The 19,759-nt window shown below is 43.9% G+C and carries 13 protein-coding genes; 4 read left to right on the top strand and 9 right to left on the bottom strand.

From position 1 onward, the window contains the following. Positions 1 to 243: 243 nt before the first annotated feature. The 4 genes from AB4Z08_RS15830 to AB4Z08_RS15815 all read right to left on the bottom strand — a co-directional run bounded on the left by AB4Z08_RS15830 (position 244) and on the right by AB4Z08_RS15815 (position 5,977). Positions 244 to 936 carry an alpha/beta hydrolase gene (locus AB4Z08_RS15830; RefSeq protein ID WP_441574729.1) on the bottom strand — a complete coding sequence of 231 codons (693 nt, stop codon included), beginning with the start codon at positions 934 to 936 and terminating at the stop codon, positions 244 to 246. A gap of 192 nt (positions 937 to 1,128) precedes the next feature. After that, the gene (locus AB4Z08_RS15825) at positions 1,129 to 2,616 is read right to left on the bottom strand and encodes an alpha-L-fucosidase (protein WP_441574728.1); all 1,488 of its coding nucleotides are present in this window, start codon (positions 2,614 to 2,616) and stop codon (positions 1,129 to 1,131) included. 254 nt (positions 2,617 to 2,870) lie between these two features. Continuing rightward, positions 2,871 to 3,560, bottom strand: coding sequence for a porin family protein (locus AB4Z08_RS15820; RefSeq protein ID WP_441574727.1), 690 nt, complete (start codon positions 3,558 to 3,560; stop codon positions 2,871 to 2,873). Between the two features lie 125 nt (positions 3,561 to 3,685). Next, a complete protein-coding gene (locus AB4Z08_RS15815; protein ID WP_441574726.1) occupies positions 3,686 to 5,977 on the bottom strand; it encodes a serine hydrolase in 2,292 nt (763 codons plus the stop codon). Positions 5,978 to 6,439: 462 nt separating this feature from the next. On the opposite strand from AB4Z08_RS15815, the gene AB4Z08_RS15810 reads away from it, so the two are divergent. The 3 genes from AB4Z08_RS15810 (at position 6,440) to AB4Z08_RS15800 (ending at position 12,627) form a co-directional block, all read left to right on the top strand. Beyond that, complete coding sequence (locus AB4Z08_RS15810) at positions 6,440 to 8,104, top strand: hypothetical protein (protein WP_441574725.1); 1,665 nt, start codon at positions 6,440 to 6,442, stop codon at positions 8,102 to 8,104. 8 nt (positions 8,105 to 8,112) lie between these two features. Continuing rightward, on the top strand, positions 8,113 to 9,213 hold the full coding sequence (locus AB4Z08_RS15805; RefSeq protein WP_441574724.1) for a hypothetical protein: 1,101 nt from the start codon (positions 8,113 to 8,115) through the stop codon (positions 9,211 to 9,213). Between the two features lie 267 nt (positions 9,214 to 9,480). Then, complete coding sequence (locus AB4Z08_RS15800) at positions 9,481 to 12,627, top strand: AsmA family protein (RefSeq protein WP_441574723.1); 3,147 nt, start codon at positions 9,481 to 9,483, stop codon at positions 12,625 to 12,627. A gap of 29 nt (positions 12,628 to 12,656) precedes the next feature. Here the strand turns inward: AB4Z08_RS15800 and AB4Z08_RS15795 are convergent, their stop codons facing one another. The 5 genes from AB4Z08_RS15795 to AB4Z08_RS15775 all read right to left on the bottom strand — a co-directional run bounded on the left by AB4Z08_RS15795 (position 12,657) and on the right by AB4Z08_RS15775 (position 18,083). Continuing rightward, on the bottom strand, positions 12,657 to 13,592 hold the full coding sequence (locus AB4Z08_RS15795) for an ester cyclase (protein WP_441574722.1): 936 nt from the start codon (positions 13,590 to 13,592) through the stop codon (positions 12,657 to 12,659). A 73-nt stretch (positions 13,593 to 13,665) separates the two neighbouring features. Beyond that, positions 13,666 to 14,247, bottom strand: a complete 582-nt coding sequence (locus AB4Z08_RS15790) for a Crp/Fnr family transcriptional regulator (RefSeq protein ID WP_441574721.1) — start codon at positions 14,245 to 14,247, stop codon at positions 13,666 to 13,668. Between the two features lie 100 nt (positions 14,248 to 14,347). Further along, a complete protein-coding gene (locus AB4Z08_RS15785) occupies positions 14,348 to 15,466 on the bottom strand; it encodes an epoxide hydrolase family protein (protein WP_441574720.1) in 1,119 nt (372 codons plus the stop codon). 177 nt (positions 15,467 to 15,643) lie between these two features. Next, positions 15,644 to 16,399: a LytR/AlgR family response regulator transcription factor gene (locus AB4Z08_RS15780; protein WP_441574719.1), complete on the bottom strand. Its 756-nt coding sequence runs from the start codon at positions 16,397 to 16,399 to the stop codon at positions 15,644 to 15,646. Then, positions 16,362 to 18,083 (bottom strand): tetratricopeptide repeat-containing sensor histidine kinase, encoded by a 1,722-nt coding sequence (locus tag AB4Z08_RS15775; RefSeq protein WP_441574718.1) that lies wholly within the window; start codon positions 18,081 to 18,083, stop codon positions 16,362 to 16,364. The genes AB4Z08_RS15780 and AB4Z08_RS15775 overlap by 38 nt, the downstream gene beginning before the upstream one ends. A gap of 250 nt (positions 18,084 to 18,333) precedes the next feature. Between AB4Z08_RS15775 and AB4Z08_RS15770 the strand changes: the two genes are divergently transcribed. Beyond that, a complete protein-coding gene (locus tag AB4Z08_RS15770) occupies positions 18,334 to 19,518 on the top strand; it encodes a vWA domain-containing protein (protein ID WP_441574717.1) in 1,185 nt (394 codons plus the stop codon). Positions 19,519 to 19,759 lie beyond the last annotated feature (241 nt).

Raw genomic sequence — 19,759 nt, 5'->3', positions numbered from 1 at the left:
CACTTGCTGATGCCATTTTATCCCGGTTATACATCCGAACCTCACCCCCGCATCAAGTCCACCTCTCCTGCACTGCTTCTATAGGTACTAAGCAGGTGCTAAGCATAGCCTCGGCAGAGCCTACATCATCACAATACACTTTTGCAGCTAATCAACCTGATCCTCTTTTCGGGCAAAGGAGGCACCAAAAAGCCCCGTACTACACTGTAGGCGGGGCTTCGCTGCTATAATTTGAAGGATGAACTATTTATGATTGGCCGCCTCCAGAATGAGCGCCACTACTTCTTCAGGATGAGAAGCCAGTGATGCATGGCTGGCATCGAGATGAATAATTTTCTTAGCCTGGATATGTTCCGCCATTTCCTGTTCTGTTTCAGGTGGAATCATCAGGTCTTTATCCGACACCTGGTACCAGCTGGGTTTGGTTTTCCAGGCAGGAGTACCCGTTGCATCACCGAAGCACCGCCCATGTATGGGCTTCTGGGATAACGACATTACCAGGGCTTCTTCTTCCCGCAGGTCCGCACAAAAGGAAGCATGGAATTCATCATACTTCAACCATAAAAACCCTTTGCTATCGGGATAGATGCTGGCGCCTCCCGCTGGCTGCGCCCTGCGCCCGAAAATGGCTCCCAGGCTATCCCCTTCGTCCGGCGCAAAAGCCGCGATGTATACCAGACCCACTACTTTATCATGATTTCCCGCACCAGTAATAACTGCACCACCATAAGAGTGTCCTACCAACAGCACCTTCCCTTCCTGCGCATCAATTAAATCCCGGGTTTTATTGATGTCATCTTCTAAGGAGGTCAGGGGATTCTGTACACTTCTCACATGATACCCTTCCTTATGCAGGGAAGGAATGATATGCCTCCAATGTGAACCATCTCCCCAAGCCCCATGGACAAGGATGATTGTTACCTCTTTGTTTGCCATGATGAAAGTTTTATTGGTTTGAAAAATCTGCCTGAAACAGGATCAGTAATGCAATGGTTAGCTTAAAGCTACGGCAGTAACTTTTATTACAAATGAATGGGGTGTAAAGTTTATATTAAATCAAACAATGAGTCCGCTAACAAAAATGCGGCCACCGGTGAAGGTTGGCCGCATCCTGTTTTGCTTTTAACTTTATTTCATATCTATCACACAAATCTCATACAGCGATGGAGGCGCACTGGCTTTGGTGACCCGGAAGCGCAGCTTGCTGGCGTGATAGCTGCGTGGCAACCTCACTACTTTGCAATCGCCCATGGGTTTCGACTCCATGTAAATCGTTTGCCACTCCCCATTATTGAATATATCTATCGCATATTCCTGGATGCGGGGAAGTCTGATTTGAGAAAAGCCATCCGGCAGTTCTTTCGTGTCTTTGTACTCGAAGATGCTGACCTTATTGAAAGCATCTGCGGGATTCAGATCCATTTCCACGCTGGCAATGGTATCTGTAGCTGCCCAACGGCTATCCAGGTTACCATCATTGACAGCGCTGCCACTATACTTATTGTTTTTATCCGGATATACACTGGAAGCGGCAGCCGGTTTTAATGCTGAAATAAACCGGCCATTCTTGGGTAGTGGTTTGCCTATGGACAATCCCAGTCGCTTACCCAAACTAATTGCCCTGAGCGCCGTATATTCCCTGATACGGCCGGTTTGGTCAGGAGGTACATTCATCACGAGGCAATTGTCGTTATCGGTGCTCCAGTAAAATAACTCCTCCAGTTCATCCAGCTCGCGAACAGGCAACTGTGGGGATTTTTCAAACCAGTTCAGTCGGTCGCTGATACAGATGGTATGTTCAAAGGGAAGGTAATAGGACTGGCCTTTATGCAGATATTGTTTTTTATCAAATCTTGTAATCATTTTCGGATCCCATAAACGGAAATCGGAAGGGAAATACTGGAAGTAATATTTATTGTCAGCGGTCATTTCTCCCGGCACGGTGGGTTGCCGTTTTCCCTCTTCATTTACAATAGTGTGATTGACACTCACGGCGCAGGCAGGATTAAATTTCTTTACCAGCTGATATACCTGGTCAACACCCCATTCGTCTGGCTTCCGGTCCCAGCCCCCATCCAGCCATAGTTCACAGATGCTGCCATAGTTGGTGAACAGTTCGGTCAACTGGTTGAGCATATAGTTCACATACTTTTGTTTGTCCTGATCCTTATAAGATGGTTCATGACGATCCCAGAGAGAATAATAGATCGCAAACTGAAGTCCATATTTTTTACATGCCTCCGATACCGCTTTTACCACATCTGTTTTAACCGGCGAAGCGCCTACATCATAGGTAGTATATTTGCTATCCCATAAACAGAAGCCATCATGATGTTTGGTGATCAGCAATACATAGCGAAATCCTGCATCTCTCGCAGTGCGCACCCATTGGTCCGGATCAAGATGAGTAGGATGATATTTCTCCACCGGGATGCTACCATCTGACCACTCCACATCGGCAAAGGTATTGATCCCAAAATGGATGAACATCCCATAGCCGCGTTTGATCATATCCCGCTGGGCAGCATTAGGCTTTTGAGCTGGTTGCTGCAACTGCGCCTGGCAGTAATTAAGCATCCCGACGAGCGCGCCTAATAATAATATTCTCTTCATCATATATTTCCGTGTTACAAAGTCGAAAATTTAAAAATAGATGAACTATCTCACGCTTTCTGGGACTCAAGTGACTAATAGTAAACTTATTTTAACAAAAAAGGACGATGCAGCAAACAACCCCACTGAAGAGACGCTGCACCAATAGCGGCGTCCTTCATCAAAGAGGTAGACGATATACAGGGAAAGGCACATAATTTAATAGCCGGCACTTACCAGGTGCCGGCTATTAAGCTTACATAAAAAAGTGGCATTATCTATCTCTTAAAAAGATATCCCACACTTACGCCTAAGTAACGGTTTTTTTCTTTTTCGTTTTTGTAAGGACTGGTGTTTACCAGGCCAAGGCTATAGTTTACACTGAACTGTAATCCCATTTTCAGTTCATAACCTACGGTGAAATTAGCACCGGCATCAAAAGGTTTTACGTATATTTCAGTGGCGCTGTACTCAGTCGAATTCTTGAATTTCACTTTATCTTCGTGATTTATGGTAGCAAGATCGGGAGAAGTCATCTTCATCTTGCCACTAATGCCATAAGCAAAATAAGGCCCGAGACCCGCAAATAGTTTACCGCTTCCTGTCTGATGCTTATATAGCAGATTAACAGGTAGCTCCAGGTAATTTAAACGGGTAGTTGTTTTAATTGTAACGGGACGATCAAGCAAATCAGGCGTCACCGCTTCTAACTTAGCTCCTTTCTGACTGAAAAACAAACCTGGTTGCAAGGAAAGTTGATCATCCAGTGCAATATCCACAATGACGCCTGCGTGGAAAGCAGGAATCATTTTGGTGTCGGCCTTTCCGCCAGCAATTCCGCTGTCACCTTCAAATTTGGATGACATGTTGGCGGCGCTAAAACCAGCCTTTAAGCCAAAAGTCACCTGCGCCTGTGTGTATAGGCTACCCACAAGTGCTGCAGTACATAATAGGAAATACTTTTTCATAGATAAATAAAATTATTCCGCAAATATAAAGCGCGTACTCTTTCGTCTTGTAAAGAAATACGTCACTTCTTATCCAGACAATAATTTTATTGATTCCGGGTTTAAAATAAACTTAGTGCGGCTATTCAGCGGTCTGCATTCATTTCCGTCAGTATCATATCTGTGAGGTCGAAACGGGGAAAGTCGCCGGTATTATTCAACAATATAATTACGCCGTCATTATCTTCCTGTTTTACAAACATGGTGTAAAATCCGATATCTGTTCCAGGGTGATAAATGATTTTATGTTGTGCAGCAGACAATGCAAAGCGTCGTTGATCTATCATCCAGCCATATCCATAAAAAGCATCCCAATCCGAATAAGCCACACGTGGCTGATACATTGCTGTCATCGTTTCTTTGGAAAGTAATTTATTGGAAGATAATGCAGCAGACCATTTCTGCAAGTCTGCTGCAGTGGAAACAATGCCACCAGCGCCAAGGGTATTAGCCGTGAAATACAGCGGTTCTTTGGTTTCATACAGATAGCCCGTTGCCATCCTGTTATCGCTGGTAGTATCAATTCCGGCGTAAGTATGCTGCATTCCTGCCGGCAAAAAAATGTTTTCTTTCAATACTTTCACAAACGGTTTACCAAAAATTCCTTCTGCCAGGCAAGCCAGCAGCACATATCCCGAATTGCTGTATTGAAATTGTGTTCCAGGTAAAAACTCCAGTGAATCACTACAGAATTTTGCCACCAGCTCTTTAAGCGAAAAAGATTGATGCATGATTTTCGATAAATAATCAGGATTGTTTGTGTAATTAGGAATCCCCGATTGATGTGTAAGCAACTGTTCAATCGTCACGTCCCCGTGAACATAATCAGGCAGGAACTTTTTAACGGAGTCTTTCAGCTGCAGCTTTCCCTGCTGCATGAGCTGTAGGATGACGATAGCCGTAAATGATTTAGATAAAGAGCCTATGCGGTATTGGGTATTGCTGTCTGCCGGCAGCTTTTGTTCTTTGTCGGCATACCCATAGCTTTTGCTCAGTATAATTCCATTTTTATTTTTTACTAAGGCGGTACCATTAAATTGATTGTTCAGATGATAATAGCTAAGAATGGAATCTATCCTGGCAGGAGGATCGTGGGGCATCTGCTGAATTTTCCCGCGAATCTGTTTTTGCAGCCGGCCGTTTTCATTCCTTGTCTTAAGAATAGCAGCGACTGCTTCTGCATCAAAATCAGGTAACAACATGGTATTGTGGCGCCAGAAATCAGGCTCCAGAGGCGTTGTTTGATTTTCTATGACCTTACCATCACCGAGCCGTTTACCAATAGAAACCGCTTGTTCCTTTGTGGTATCTACAGCGGTAACAATGTAGTTTACTTTTATATCAGCGGTAAAATTGTATTGTCGTTTCTTACTATAAAAATTCAGTAAAGTATTACTCACTACATCAGATAGCACCCAGCGCTCCCCCACTTTCTGATACTCCACGCTCAGCACATCTTTCCGGGGATTGATATGGATATCCAGCAAGGACATCAACGTTTTGGAAGCCAGATCTCCATAACTGGCATAGGACAAACCTCTGGGACTCAGCTCACGCTCTATTTTCAAAAAAGTCAGTGTTTCCTTATCGAGATACAACTTACCTTTGTACAAAGATTTTTTCACGCCTGCACGCTGATCAAATGTAATTTCATAAGCGGGAGCTCCTTTATAATCAACAATGCCCTCGATAGCAAAAAGGTGATTTTTTAATCCTTCTTCACTCAATATCTTACTGTTTTTAATTTCCTTCACCATATCATAGTCAAACAGGTAATCCGGCTTCAGTCCCAGGTCCAGGCCATGAGAAGCGGCTTCGTCTTTGACATACCTCATGCGGATCAGGTACAATTCGTTGCCTGCTTTTTCGCCGTAGCCATGATTGAAGATATCAAAAACGGCTTCGGACAATTGCATATAATCCTCGCCGCGTGTGGTATTGATACGGTAAAAACCCCTTAACTGGTGTGGCTTATTGATATAGTTATCAGGTATCTTTCTGATCGCCTCTTTCAGGAGCTTTACTGGATCTTTCATCACTACTGCCACTTCTTTTAAAACAAGGGAAACAGGTTCCAGCGTGATATTCATTTCCCTGTTCACTACTATCGGCAGGTACTGTACTTTATAACCCAGGGAAGATATTCTCAGCGTATCATGCAATGCATTGGCGGGTACCTGCAAACGAAAGTCACCCATGCTGTTGGTGATAGTTCCGGTACCGCTTCTGTTTATCGTGATGCTGACTCCCCTCAGCGGCTGCTGGCTTTGCAGATCTTTTACCCTTCCTGATATCTCCATTTGCGGTTGTTGGGCAAAAACAAACGATGCGGGTGCTGCTGCAAACAATAGCAATAAGGATAACAATTTGATCTGCATAAGAAGAAATGATTGTTGGGATCAATCTTGTTAAATTACAGATTATAACGGGCGGACAAACGAATGAGTTGTTAAATATTATAGAATATTGGTTCCTGAAATTTAATTCTCCCCGGTTAAACCTGTGCTCTGAATGGGGAAATTAACTGTCATAATTTGCCAATTAAAAATATTACATTATCTTGTAGACACATCTCAGATACCTATTATTTTGATTTCAACCATAAACGTTGAATCAGTTTTATCTTGATTCAACAATTTTAACCATATAATTTTGATAATCCCATTTTTCTGTTTTTATTAATTCTGTATAGCTGTAGTGGAATCCCCAATATATCAATAGGCTAATATTCTGCACGTGTAGTTTGTTTTACAGCTATATGGAGATGTAATCTCAAAATACCAATGTTATCAGTATAAAATACTGCATCTGTCACCTCAATAATAAATTTCCAACTTCGTATGAAACGATTATTATTCTTATGCTTTTCAGCGATGCTGATCCCCTGTATTATATCAGCCCAAACAAACAATGCTGTTCAGCCACCTCCCGGCACGCCTGAAAAGAAAAGTAAAGGCAGGAATAAACCTGCTAAAACCCAGGAAATTATTATTGATTACACCACGGAGGATACAGTTCTGTATGAAGATAGAATGCCTTATAATTCAAGAGTGGGATTAACCATCAAAAATATCAATAAGAAGCTGGTAGATATTGGCAAGAATGTAGCAAAGAAAACATTCAATGAAGAGATGCCCAAAATGTTTGAAATATTTTCTAAAACTACCATTCCTGACGCCAGCCAGGCGGCTGCCGGCTTTTCCGAAGGTAACCTTAAAACCATTCTGTTTGAAGACAGTGATCTCCAACAGGTTCCCCTTTCGCCCGATCGCGATAAGCTAATCGCATTACAAAAAAGATATGCCGCAGTTAGTGCTCAGCTTAATGAACGCATGGGAAATCTGAAGCTTTATAAAGACATTTACTATGAAATCAGATTTCTGCTACAATACCAGGTTGACTTACTGCAAAAGCAATATGTTTGCAACAGGAAATTTACAGACTTACGGAATGATGTAAACAATCTTACTAAAAATTCATTTACAGACCCGAGAATGGCATTGCATGCCTCGGACAAGGCTACTCTTTTAGCAAATTCCAATTATGAGGACAATCGCTTTATTATCGATCGCCATGCAAACAGCTTAATAGCGGCCGAGCTGGAGAAATATAATGAAATAATTAACTTGTTCGCAGCAGGAACGATGGAACGATTAACAAAAGAAACAGTGGCAGTAAGCGAACAAATTTCCGCCGTCAACATTTTATCGAAAAAGGTAAAAAATCCTTTCACCGCCGCTATTAGCAGCACTTTACAAACCCAAAGTGATGTCGACATGCTTCAGCAAGCATTAAAAGATCTTCAATATTTATATGACAAGACAGATATTTCAAAGTTACATGCAGACGTGCTTGGCTTCTCCGCCACTGGCAAGAAGGAGTTACTCGATACTTATGACTACTTCAATGAAAGCAATTTCATCTATCATATAGATACTCAAACCATTAAAGATGATGAGACAATTATCACGGTAAATGTTACACCCAAAGAGAACGTTCCCTGCTCACCTTATTTTCGCTCCTACGAAGTTACCATACGCCCGAAAGGCGGTGTCAAAATAGATTTCAGTACCGGCTTGTTTGTCAACCTTGGCGGTTCCGATTTTATGGATCAGTCATACCATTATGAGGACGTAGACGGACAGCCCACCCAAAGCACTATTCGTAAAAACAAGGCGAAGAATGCTGTTTTCCCATCCGTAGGAGCATTAATGCATATCTATCGCCGCAATGCCAGAGATTTTCATCCTGCCCTTACTTTCGGCGTGAGTACAAAAGATCTTGAAAAGATCAATTATCATCTTGGTGCCTCACTCATATTCGGGTATTCACAAAGGTTTATTCTCAGTGGCGGTGGTACGCTTACCAAAGCCGTACTGATAGCTGACAAGTACGAGGTAGACCAGGTCGTTCCCAGGCCCGCCAGTGACGCAACGGTACCTACATCCAGTTTTAACAGATTTGGTTTCTTCCTGGCATTCACTTATAACGTGTCATCAAAATAAGAATCACCATGAAAAAAATTACGCTATTGCTGTTACTGATGGTAACAGGCAAAGCTCAATCCCAGGATACCCTGGAGCCATTTGTATGTTCCTACAAATGTGAGAACACATTCGCGGCCCTACGCAGCACCTGTACACAAGCCCAATCTATCCTCAATGCTATTCCACTTAGCACCGGTAATGTAAATCCGTATAACGAATTCAAGATGGTTATTTCCCTTTTGACCAGGCTTGATGCACAGCAGCCATTTCCGTTGATTTATTCCTTTAAGCCTTGTGTAACCGTATGTAATGCAGCCTCAGTAACGATTGACTCGCTACAATATATATACTACAACCAAACTTTTCTGAACCAGATCAGGGGCCAGCAGGAAAAGGTGAAATGGGCCATAAGATGTATTATCGCTCATGAAATCGGTCATCATGTTCTTGGGCATACCTTTCCCGGATACAGGCCGGCAAACCTGGAAGAGCAGCGTAAAAACGAGTTGCGGGCAGATCATTTCAGCGCCTTCGTTATCAAACACTTTCCCGATGCTACTTTAGAAGATGCCTATGAGGGGCTTCGTACACTTGACGCAGCCACCTATACTCCCCAAACGGAAAGTCAGGAATCACAGAAACCATATCCCATTCTTTCAAAGCGATATCAGGCTATACAGGAAGGTTTCGATTCCCTTTCCAATCCGGTTACGCTGGCCTTATACAGACATATTGATTCTGTTGGTATACGCTATTATCGCGAAAGAGGTAATTCCATCATTCTGAATGTGATCAACGAACTGCTCACTGCTAATAATCTAAAGGAAGCATCGCAAAAATTACAGGAGTTGAAAAAAAACAATTCTACCTTCTTTGATAAAGAAAACCTCGCACAAACAGAACAATTGATAAATCAACAATTAAAGAAATTTGAAAAAGCAAATATAGAAGCCGCCCAGCCATTATCCCCCGGCCTTGAGCGTGAAATAAAAGATGTACAAATAAAAGCACTCAAGAATAAATACAATAACCTGAAAAATGGATCAATAGAACAAAAAATAGAGGCCGATAAAATAATACAACAGATAAAGACTATAAAAAAAGAAAAAAATACTATCTCACAATAAACAACACATATAAAATTAAATCATACAAAACAGGAATTTTAGCCTTCGGGCCCCTGACATATTATCGGACGGTATCTGAACAGACATAAGCAGAACAGACGTTTAGCGATGAAATGGAAAACAGTATTGGTGACTAGTATTACGACCTCATCATAAAAAATAACTATCTTTGCGCCGAGTCATCATTTAAATCAGGTATAAAATTTCCCCGGTAAATAGGCCATCATGGCCTATTCATATTTACATTGAGATAGTAACAATCAGTTCATGCGCCATACAAATATTAAAAAAATCGCCCTAAAGGCATTAAAAATAATTTCCATATCTATTGCCGCTATTATCTTTTTGCTGTTTTTATTACCTGTTCTTTTTCCTACAACGATATCCAATAAAATAAAAACATGGACTAACAACAGCATCACCGGCGATCTTAATTTTTCCAGGGCCAGGCTGTCGTTCTTTAACCATTTCCCCGCACTGACACTCACGTTATACGACTTTAGCCTGAAAGGAGCCGCTCCTTTTCAAGCCGATACACTGATATCAGCAAACGAGGTAGCATTGGGGATTAACCTGTCCAGCGTATTTTCCAGCGCTATTAATATTGATGAAATCTACCTGACGAAGGGAAATATCCGTGTGCTGGTGGATACAGCAGGACATCCCAACTATAATGTATATAAATCAAGCCCTTCTTCCACACCCAGCAAAACCGACAGTGGCAGCGCCTCTATGCAGATCGCACGTATACAGCTGGAGCATTGCAATATTATTTACAATGATCAGTCGCTCCCCATGTATATCCGTGCCACAGAAGTGAACTACCTGGGTAAAGGGGATCTCAGCAAAGCACAGTTTGACCTGTACTCAAAAGTCAACATCGGTTCATTTGATATCAGCTACGCCGGCACCCAGTACATTTTATCTAAAAAACTGCATGGAGAACTGATCACAAAGATCAACACCAATTCTCTCGACTTCATTTTTGAAAAGAATGATCTGAAAATAAATGAATTGCCGGTGCGGTTTAACGGGGCATTCGGATTCCTGAAAAATGGCTATAAAATGGACTTTCGCCTTAGCTCCATGGAATCAGAGCTGCATGCAATTTTTGGTGCGTTACCCCCGGAATATGCGAAATGGGCGGAACACATGAACATCACCGGAACTGCGGATGTCAATGCCACACTGATCGGTCAATATATAGCGGAAAGCAACACCATGCCCGACCTTACCTTCAATATGAAAGTAAGAAATGGTACTGTCACCAACGATAAATCGCCTGCCCCGGTAAAAAACCTGTTCCTGAACTTCCAGTCCACACTGGCGCAACTCAATACAGATAGCCTTTACGTCAATGTAGATTCTATCTTCTTCAACATCGACAAAGATTATTTCAGCTCAGTCATCCGCGTGAAGGGCCTTAAAACCCCGGATATCCATATTAAAATGAATACGGACATAGACCTGGAGAAATGGAACCAGGCCGTAGGATTAAAATCCATTGACCTGAAAGGAAGACTGCAGGCGCACCTGCAAGCCGATGGCCGGTATGAAAAAACGGTAGTCTATAAAGGCCTGCAACATCGCGCAGACACGGTGATCAGCAGCATCCCGGTCTTTAACTTTGATGCTACTTTAAGAAACGGCTACTTTAAGTTTGCCTCCCTGCCGGAAGCGGTAAAAGACATTCGTTTTAATGCACAGGCCTCCTGCCCGGATGGAAATTACACCCATACCTATTTCAGCATCAACGATATCAATGCCAATATGCTGAGCAATTATATCAGGGGATACTTAAAACTTACCAACGCACAGCAACCACTCATTGACGCTAAACTGGAGTCGTTGCTGCATATGAACGATCTTAAAAAAGTGTACCCGATAGACAGCCTGGATATGACCGGCGACCTGGCGGTAAATGTGGTCACGAAAGGTACCTACCTGCCGGCAAAAAGATTATTCCCGGTTACTACCGCCAAACTGACCATGAATAACGGCGCCGTACAAACGAAATACTATCCCCATCCACTGGAGAAAATTAATATAGACGCCACCGTTACCAACACCACAGGCACCATGCGTTCACTGAACGTAGACCTCAAACCCATCTCCTTCGAGTTTGAAGGACAGCCCTTCGTACTGAAGGCCGACCTGAATAATTTCGATAACCTCCGGTATAACATCGCATCTAACGGAGTAATAGACCTGGGGCGTATCTACCAGCTATTTGCCATAAAAGGCTACGACCTGAAAGGTCTTATAAAAACCAACCTGTTACTGCGTGGCACACAAAGTGATGCCACCTCGGGTCGGTATAATAAACTGAGTAACAGCGGCACCCTAATCATAAAAAACATCGCGTTAACATCCGAATTGCTACCCCTGCCCTTTTTAATCAACAACGGCGTTTTCCGTTTTGACCAGGACAAAATGTGGTTCGATCAGTTTAATGCCAGCTACGGCAAATCATTGATTAACCTCAACGGATACCTTAGTAATGTGATTGGCTATGCTACCGCTAAAGACCAGCCTCTCCGCGGGTCATTTGACATGAAAAGCGGTTATATACTGGTAGACGAGATGATGGTAAATGGAGCCGGCAAAAGTACGGAGGCAGGCAAAAGTAGTCCTGCGGGGCCTTCCGGCGTAGTCATCATACCAGGTAATTTGTCACTGACGCTCAATGCCGCTGCCGATAAGATCCGATTCAAGGGGATGGACATCAACAGTTTCCATGGACAGCTGGTGATCGATAGCAGTAAGCTTAAGCTAAACCAAACCGGCTTTACGATCGTTGGTGCGGCAGTGGAAATGGACGCTACCTATGTGAGTCTGCAGCCGAAAAGAGCCATGTTCGACTATCACATCAGTGCAAAAGAATTTGACATCAAAAGAGCCTATAACGAAATAAAGATCTTTCACGATATGGCCTCCTCGGCGTCCTATGCCAGTGGTATCGTTGGCCTGGACTACAGTCTGAATGGCAAGCTGGATGAAAATATGAATCCTGTATATCCTTCCCTGAAAGGCGGAGGCGTGCTATCTGTTAAAAAAATAAAACTAAAGGGCTTTAAGTTATTTAATGCTGTCAGCAGCAGCACTGGCAAAGGAGATATGAAAGACCCGGATCTTTCCCAGGTAGATATCAAAACCACCATCAACAATAATATCATTACCATTAACAGAACAAAAATGCGCATCGCCGGCTTCCGTCCACGTTTCGAAGGACAGGTGAGTCTTGATGGTAAGCTAAACCTCAAAGGACGCCTTGGGCTACCGCCGTTAGGCATATTCGGTATACCCTTCAACGTTACCGGCAGCCAGAATAATCCTGTAGTTAAACTGCGCAGGGGAAGTGATAAAGATAAGCTGGAAGAAACAGAAGATCCGGATGAAGATGATAAAAAATAGTCGTGTTACATCAAAGGGCCGGGAAGTGGTTATTTCACCACTCCCAGCTGCTTCATCATCGTCAGCTCATCGGTCACCCGCCAGTGTTCCGCTATTTTACCATCGATGATTTCTTCAATGTTGACCTGGTTAACAGTTACATATTTTCCCGTAGGCGGAATATTAAATAAGCTGTCCTTCTGCGTTCCGGTCATCACCACTCTTACCACTGCCCTGTTTTTTGTGGCAATAACATCTTTGATCGTATAATGCAGGTCCGGGAAAGCCCTCCTGATAGCCACCACAATTGGTTTTAAGCCCGCTGCCCCTCTCGGAGGATTGGGTACAGAGGGCGTATGATTAATATAGTCGGCACTCAGCAGCTCATCCAGTAACTCCACTTTACCATTATTCCATACCTCGTTAAAGTAGCGCTCCGCCAGCTGCTTATTTTTATCTTCCACCGTCCGATCCGGCTGCTGACAGGCAGACAGTCCCAGGAGGACAGCCCCCAACAGAGCTACAGCAGATCCGGGGATATACGGCTGTTTAAACACGACATTGTCGAGCGCATATTTACCGCTGCCATTCACTATTACCGCCAGCGCCAGGCCTATGATCAGTAAATGGTATTCAAACCCTTCTCCTTTTTGTGTACCAAACCAATTCATAAAGAACCCATTATCCAGGTGTTCCATGAAAATAATTCCCACAAACAGGAAGAGGATGGCGACAGACGAAATTCTGGCCGCAATGCCCAGGATCAATGAAAGTGCGCCAAAAAATTCAATGATGATTACCCCGAAAGCAATTATCCAGGGCAGGTGAAGGGTATCGGTAAAAAAGGCCATTTCCTTTGTGAAACCGGGGCCGCCAAACCATCCGAGTACTTTTTGTGCGCCATGGGGAAATAATATCAATCCCAGTGTCAGTCGGATAATCAGGCCGGTCCAATCGTTGCGTGTGCTAAAGATGTAGTTTTTCATTTATTTGCATGTGCATTTAGAACCACAAATAAACGATGCGGAAAAGTCCAAAAAATTAAAGTAGTTGAAGAAATTACCGGCGACTTTGTTTTTTACGCAGCATGCTCAAAAATACCGGTGTCATACCTAAATAGGCAGCCACCTGCTTTTGAGGAATACGTTGTTCGAGCTGAGGATACTTTTTTACGAAATCTACATATCGTTGTTCTGCTGTAAAGGAGAGATTTTGATTAATCCGTTTTTGCTGTGCGATGAAAGCATTCTGCAGCAGGATTCTGAAAAAACGTTCAAACTTCGGCACCTGCTCGTACAACTGGTCCAGGTGATCCTTTGAAATCTGCCACAGATCTGTATCTTCCAGGGCATCAATATAATAATCGGAAGCCGTGCTGGTGAAAAAACTAAAAAGATCACTGGTCCACCAGCCCTCCACACCAAACATCACGATGTGCTCAAACCCGCTCTCATCTATCGTATACATTCTCACACATCCTTTGGCAATAAAGTTTTCGGTTTTACAAACATCTCCCTGCCTGAGCAGGAATTCTTTCTTTTTTAAAGTCCTGAAAGTTAATAACGAGAAAAGGTAGTCGACTTCCTCCTGCTCCAAATGAATATGCCGTGCTATATTTTGAAGTAATAATTCATCAGTCATAACCTGGTTAATATTGGTAGCGTCAAAGTTATTTGAATTTCGCAAATATCAGGTTGATATCCGCCAACATGCGGTTTATTGACGCTCCTATTTCATGTGTTTATGCTTTCAGGCTGCCAAAAAACTGCCTGATATCAGTAGCTACCAGCTTCGGTACTTCCCATTCAGGGAAATGACCGCCGCGTTCCATCAACGTCCAGCGTTGCACATTGAAAGTACGCTCCGCCCACTCACGGGGTGCAGGAACGTTCACGCCGTCCCGTAAAGGCATCAAAATAGCTGTAGGAACTTCCACACGGCCTTTCATGCCGGGGTCACGGGCAACTTCTTTATATAGCCTTATAGCAGCCGCACCGGCACCGGTAAACCAATGCAGAGAGATATTATCGAGCAGGGCATCCCGTCCGAAATGGTCATCGATCAAAAGACCACCATCCCCCCATCGTTGAAATTTTTCTATGAACCAGCTGGCCAGGCCTATGGGAGAATCTGCCAGGGCGGGTGTCAGCGTCTCCGGACGAAGGGCTTGCAGCTGGGCATATGCCGTTTCCAGCGGCGCCCATTCCTCTACCTGTTTTTGATAGGCTATTTCTGCAGGGCTGAGATCATCCGGCAATGGCAACAGGGAAGAGCTAACAGAAGAACGATGCAGCCCTATCACCCGTTCGGGATATTTAAGCGCAATTTGCTGCTGTATCCATCCACCCTGGTCAGAACCACGACAGGCGAAGCGTTCATATCCCAGTCCTTCTGTCATCAACCGGGTGGCCAGGTCCGCGATCCGGGTAAAGTTCATCCCATGTTCCCGCGGGAATTCCGTAAAAGGGTAACCCGGAGGCGATAGCGCGATCACATCGAAAGAAGGCGTGCCATCAGTCCCTGCCGCCRTCAGCAATGGAATGATCTGTAGCATCTGCACAAAACTACTCGGCCAGCCCTGCATCAGTAACAAGGGAATCGGGTTCGGTCCCTGACCGGCAGCACGGATAAAGTGAAGCTGTGAGCCGTCTACCTCAGCGAGATAATGATCAAAACGATTCAGTGCTGCTTCCCGTTCCCGCCAGTCATATTCAGATAGCCAGTAAGCGGCAAGATCCTGTAAGTAGGCACCATCGGTACCATCCGCCCAGTCGGAGCCGGCAATGGGATGCGCCCAGCGGGTGTGGCGCAGGCGGCGGTGCAGATCTGCAATGTCCTCCTCCGGAATATGAATCTGCATCGGCCGAATTGATATATCTTTCTGCATGACTAAAGTTGGAAGTAAATAAATAGGGTGATCTGGTACTATACAAAAGTATTTAAATAGGCGCTAATGCTGTTGCTGAAAGCAGGTCCGCAATGGGAAAATTATTTACGACAGTAAGACTGCAAAGGGGAATTAATTCCCCCTACTCTCTTACTGAAATGCTTTCAGGAGATTGTCTTTATAAGCCGGTGACACTTCCACGGCGGTGCCATCATTCAGACTAACGTAACCACCCGCGCCTTTGTGGTAAGACTGTACGAAATGAATATTGATGATATGTGATTTATGCACCCGTACAAAGGGATGGGGTAACATCTCAGAGAAGTGTTTCAGGAAACGACAGACCATCTTTTTATTGCCATTGGTAAGATAAACATCTGTAAAATTACCATTCCCTTTCAGGCGCACAATTTCCCCCATCTTCACCACGTCAAATCCATCCAATGTAGGCAGGATCACCTGTTGCATACCAGGATTGACTTCTTTGGCATTTTCCATGATGATGCGGTTCCTGTTCAACCACTGCTTTTGTTGTAATTGTTGCTGCACTTTATTCACCGCCAGGATCAATTCTTCTATGCTCACCGGTTTCAGCAAATAATACGCAGCACTCTGGTTGAGTGCTTTCAGGGAATATTCAGAAAAAGCAGTTACAAAAATGGTTTCAAACTGTAGATCCTGACAGCCTTCAAGTACGTCAAAGGCATTGCCAAAGGGCATTTCCACATCGAGAAACACCAGTTGCGGGCGCAACTCATGTAACAATTGAATCGCTTCCCTGCTATTCTGAGCCGTTCCTGCTACTTCTACCTGGGGGCAGAATTTCCGGAGATAGTTTTGTAAGGCAGCCATCGCAGCGGCTTCATCTTCAACGATAACTGAAATTATTTTTTCTGGTAAGATCATTTCTGTCCATTAAGGGAATTTGCAGGATTATCCGCGTTCCTGTAGCGCCATCCAGCGTTATTTCCTCCATCAGCAGCCGGATATGCAGATGGTATATGTCGTTCAGTAAGCTGATTCGTTCCGTTGTGTTAGTGATTCCCCGCGATTGATGGGCTTTCTGATGCGTTGTTTTCAATTTCTGGCTCTCTGCCAGTCCAATCCCATCATCTTCTATCCGTACCTGCATCATCCCCCCCTGTTTTTCAAAGGTCAGCCTAAGCAACCCTTTCGTGGCTTTATAGCGGAGCCCGTGCCAGACGGCATTTTCAAGATGGGGCTGGATCAGCATATTGGGAATCATTACCACATCTGTATCCAATGTGTCATCTATCTCCAACGCATAAACAAATTTATCACTGAAGCGCAGCTGTTCCAGATCCAGGTAGCTTTCCAGCTGTTCTACCTCTACAGATAAGGGAACAAAGTCTTTACTGGAATGTTCCATCACGTTCCGCATCAGACCGGAATACGCCGTCAGGTATTTATTTGCTTCCACCTCATTACTCTCTGCAATATATTGATTGACGCTATTGAGGCTGTTAAAAATAAAATGTGGATTCATCTCCCGCCGCAAAGACTGCAAAGCAATTTTTTTATTCTTGATCTTGATGGCACGTAACGCGCGGATAATGAAAAACAATAACACTGCCATGGCCAGGATGGACGCCGTCAGGAAATAGTTGAGGGTACTTTTATTAGTGATCAATGCCTGTTGCAAAGCCCTCTCCCTTTCCAGGTCTTTAATCCGTCCTTCTGTAACATCAAACAGGCTTGCATCTACAAGCGAGCTATCTGTTCTGATGAGCGTATCCAAATGATGCAGGAAATCATCGTACCGGCTTAGAGCAGCATCTTCCCGGCGCTGTTCCCGGTAATATTTTGTCAGTGCCAGCAAACAGTCTTTTGTTTTGGAAGTATTACCACTACTGAATGCCAGCGCATATGCTTCCTCCAACAGGCTAGCCGTTTTTTCTGGTTGTTGTTTCCTGGAATACAGTTGCGCCAGCTCACGAACCTGGTCTATTTGCAGGTCTACGTTCTGTTCCCGTTTTGCTTTTTCCAGGATGGATTCATTCAGCAGGATCGCCTCATCAATATTATTTCCAGCCACATATACTTTGGATATCTTCTTACTGATAGCGCTGATTTCCCCGGTATTGTCACTCTTTTCAATCGCTTTCTTATAGCTGGCAATAGCATCAGATGTATTATGTTGTGATAGCTGACTATTACCCAGTTGCTTGTAGGCATCTGCGGCTTCCTGTTTCTTTCCTTCCTTTTCAAAAATGACAAGATTGGATTGTACGTAACCTATTTGCGCCTGGGGATTGCTGTTATTCCGCAAACGGTTGGCATCATTAAAGTTAATGCTCTCCAGCGTTTTATCTTTCGTCAGGTCACCGGCCGACTGATAATTCTGTATGGCCGGAATTATTTTTTCCTGCAACTCCTGCACTTTAGCCAGGGCACGTCCGGTGGTGGCAGCAGCATCTTTATCATTCAGCCGGGTGTATATTTCCAATGCCTTTTTAAGATACTCTTCTGCTTTGGCATATTCATTTTGATCCGTCAGCTCTTTTGCCAGGGCCTCGTAGTGACTGGCTGTTTTCAGGGCATCATCATCGCTGGAAAGTGATTTTTTCAAATCCCTCGCTGCTTTGGATACCCCACCCTTTTTACCCTGCGCCCCGGCTGTTTCACAGACACCGAAGCAGCCCAACAAGATAATTATATAAATACCGTAACGTACCATGTTAATTGATTCAACCGCAAAATAGGTTTTTTCAGTGTGGGCAACCCGGTATTTCACCCATTCAAAACACGATTTCACCAAGTGGTCCCTAACAGGCAAATAAGACCCACTATTTTCACGGGGTCATCTTAAATCAAGCAACATGAAAACGACACTATTAGCCAGCGCAATGCTGGCATCGGGATTCCTGGTATGGAAATATGATACACGTCCATACCTCCTGGATAAAGAAAGCGATAAAGCTACTCCAATATGTGCTTATGTGACCCCTCCTTCCGCCGAAGACAACACCCACATACAGGTAGCTTTACTACTGGATACCTCTAATAGCATGGATGGATTGATAGACCAGGCAAAATCAAGGTTGTGGAATATTATCAATACCCTTACCACCCTGAGATATAAAGGGAAAGCACCGGTGATCGAGATTTCCCTTTATGAATATGGTAATGACGGTCTTTCTCCCGCAAGTAATTTCATCCGGCAGGTGACGCCACTCACCACCGACCTGGACCTCATCTCTGAAAAACTATTTACCCTTCGCACCAATGGCGGTTCAGAATATTGTGGTGCAGTCATCACCGAAGCGGTAAAATCACTGCGTTGGGGAAAGGACCAGGCAGATATGAAACTCATTTATATAGCCGGTAACGAAGCATTTACCCAGGGACGAATCAGTTATAAAGAAGCCGCCAGTGAAGCTGTTGGCAAGAACATCTTTATAAATACGATCTACTGTGGTGATAAACAGGAAGGCATCAGCACCAACTGGAAAGATGGCGCCGACAGAGGTCATGGCCAATATTTCAATATCGACTCCGATAAAAAAGTTGTTTTTATTGAAACCCCTTATGATGGAAAAATAGAGGCCTGCAATGAACGCATCAACCAAACCTATATCGGGTACGGCGCTTATGGCGCCTCAAAGAAAAGTAACCAGATCATGCAGGATAAAAATGCGAAGTCACTATCCTCGGCTAACTCAGTTGAACGTTATGTCAGTAAATCAAAAGGCGCTTATAGAAATGAAAGCTGGGACCTTGTGGACCGTGTTAACCAGGACAAAACCGTTTTGAAAAGCATTAGCCAACGTGATTTACCCAAAGAACTGCAGGGAAAAAGTGTCACCGAGCTGGAAGCCCTGGTAGCAGCCAAAAGCAAGGAACGGGAAAGCATTCAAAAAGAAATGGCCACACTGGGCAAACAACGACAAAAATATATTGATGAGGCAGTAAAAAAGACGGTTACGACCGATGATCTCGGCGCTGCGATCAACCATTCCATTGTACGACTGGCAGCGGCAAAAGGATACACCGCAGAAAACTAGACCCGGCCAGGCATCCATTGTCAGAACGATGGCAGCAATGCACCTGGTCGGTATACCCCATAAAAAGCCTGCGCAGTTGTCGCAGGTTTTTTATGGGGTATACCGACCACCAGATATATTATGAAAATATCACTATGTTAAAATTTCGCTTTAACGTTAAAAAATTGTTACTTATTTAAGTAATAATTGTTTTTTTACGCACATGTGGACATGATTTCTTTTTTTCTATCAAACTTTTATT

It is taken from the genome of Chitinophaga sp. RAB17 (genome assembly GCF_052114225.1).
Classification (GTDB): Bacteria; Bacteroidota; Bacteroidia; order Chitinophagales; family Chitinophagaceae; genus Chitinophaga.
This window is presented reverse-complemented; position numbering and strand designations above follow the sequence as displayed.

Excerpts from the sequence above, each read along its gene's own strand:
- AB4Z08_RS15790 (WP_441574721.1), bottom strand. The coding sequence starts at position 14,247 with ATGACTGATGAATTATTACTTCAAAATATAGCACGGCATATTCATTTG.
- AB4Z08_RS15815 (WP_441574726.1), bottom strand. The coding sequence starts at position 5,977 with ATGCAGATCAAATTGTTATCCTTATTGCTATTGTTTGCAGCAGCACCC.
- AB4Z08_RS15805 (WP_441574724.1), top strand. The coding sequence starts at position 8,113 with ATGAAAAAAATTACGCTATTGCTGTTACTGATGGTAACAGGCAAAGCT.
- AB4Z08_RS15780 (WP_441574719.1), bottom strand. The coding sequence starts at position 16,399 with ATGATCTTACCAGAAAAAATAATTTCAGTTATCGTTGAAGATGAAGCC.
- AB4Z08_RS15770 (WP_441574717.1), top strand. The coding sequence starts at position 18,334 with ATGAAAACGACACTATTAGCCAGCGCAATGCTGGCATCGGGATTCCTG.
- AB4Z08_RS15825 (WP_441574728.1), bottom strand. The coding sequence starts at position 2,616 with ATGATGAAGAGAATATTATTATTAGGCGCGCTCGTCGGGATGCTTAAT.
- AB4Z08_RS15795 (WP_441574722.1), bottom strand. The coding sequence starts at position 13,592 with ATGAAAAACTACATCTTTAGCACACGCAACGATTGGACCGGCCTGATT.
- AB4Z08_RS15820 (WP_441574727.1), bottom strand. The coding sequence starts at position 3,560 with ATGAAAAAGTATTTCCTATTATGTACTGCAGCACTTGTGGGTAGCCTA.
- AB4Z08_RS15800 (WP_441574723.1), top strand. The coding sequence starts at position 9,481 with ATGCGCCATACAAATATTAAAAAAATCGCCCTAAAGGCATTAAAAATA.
- AB4Z08_RS15810 (WP_441574725.1), top strand. The coding sequence starts at position 6,440 with ATGAAACGATTATTATTCTTATGCTTTTCAGCGATGCTGATCCCCTGT.
- AB4Z08_RS15830 (WP_441574729.1), bottom strand. The coding sequence starts at position 936 with ATGGCAAACAAAGAGGTAACAATCATCCTTGTCCATGGGGCTTGGGGA.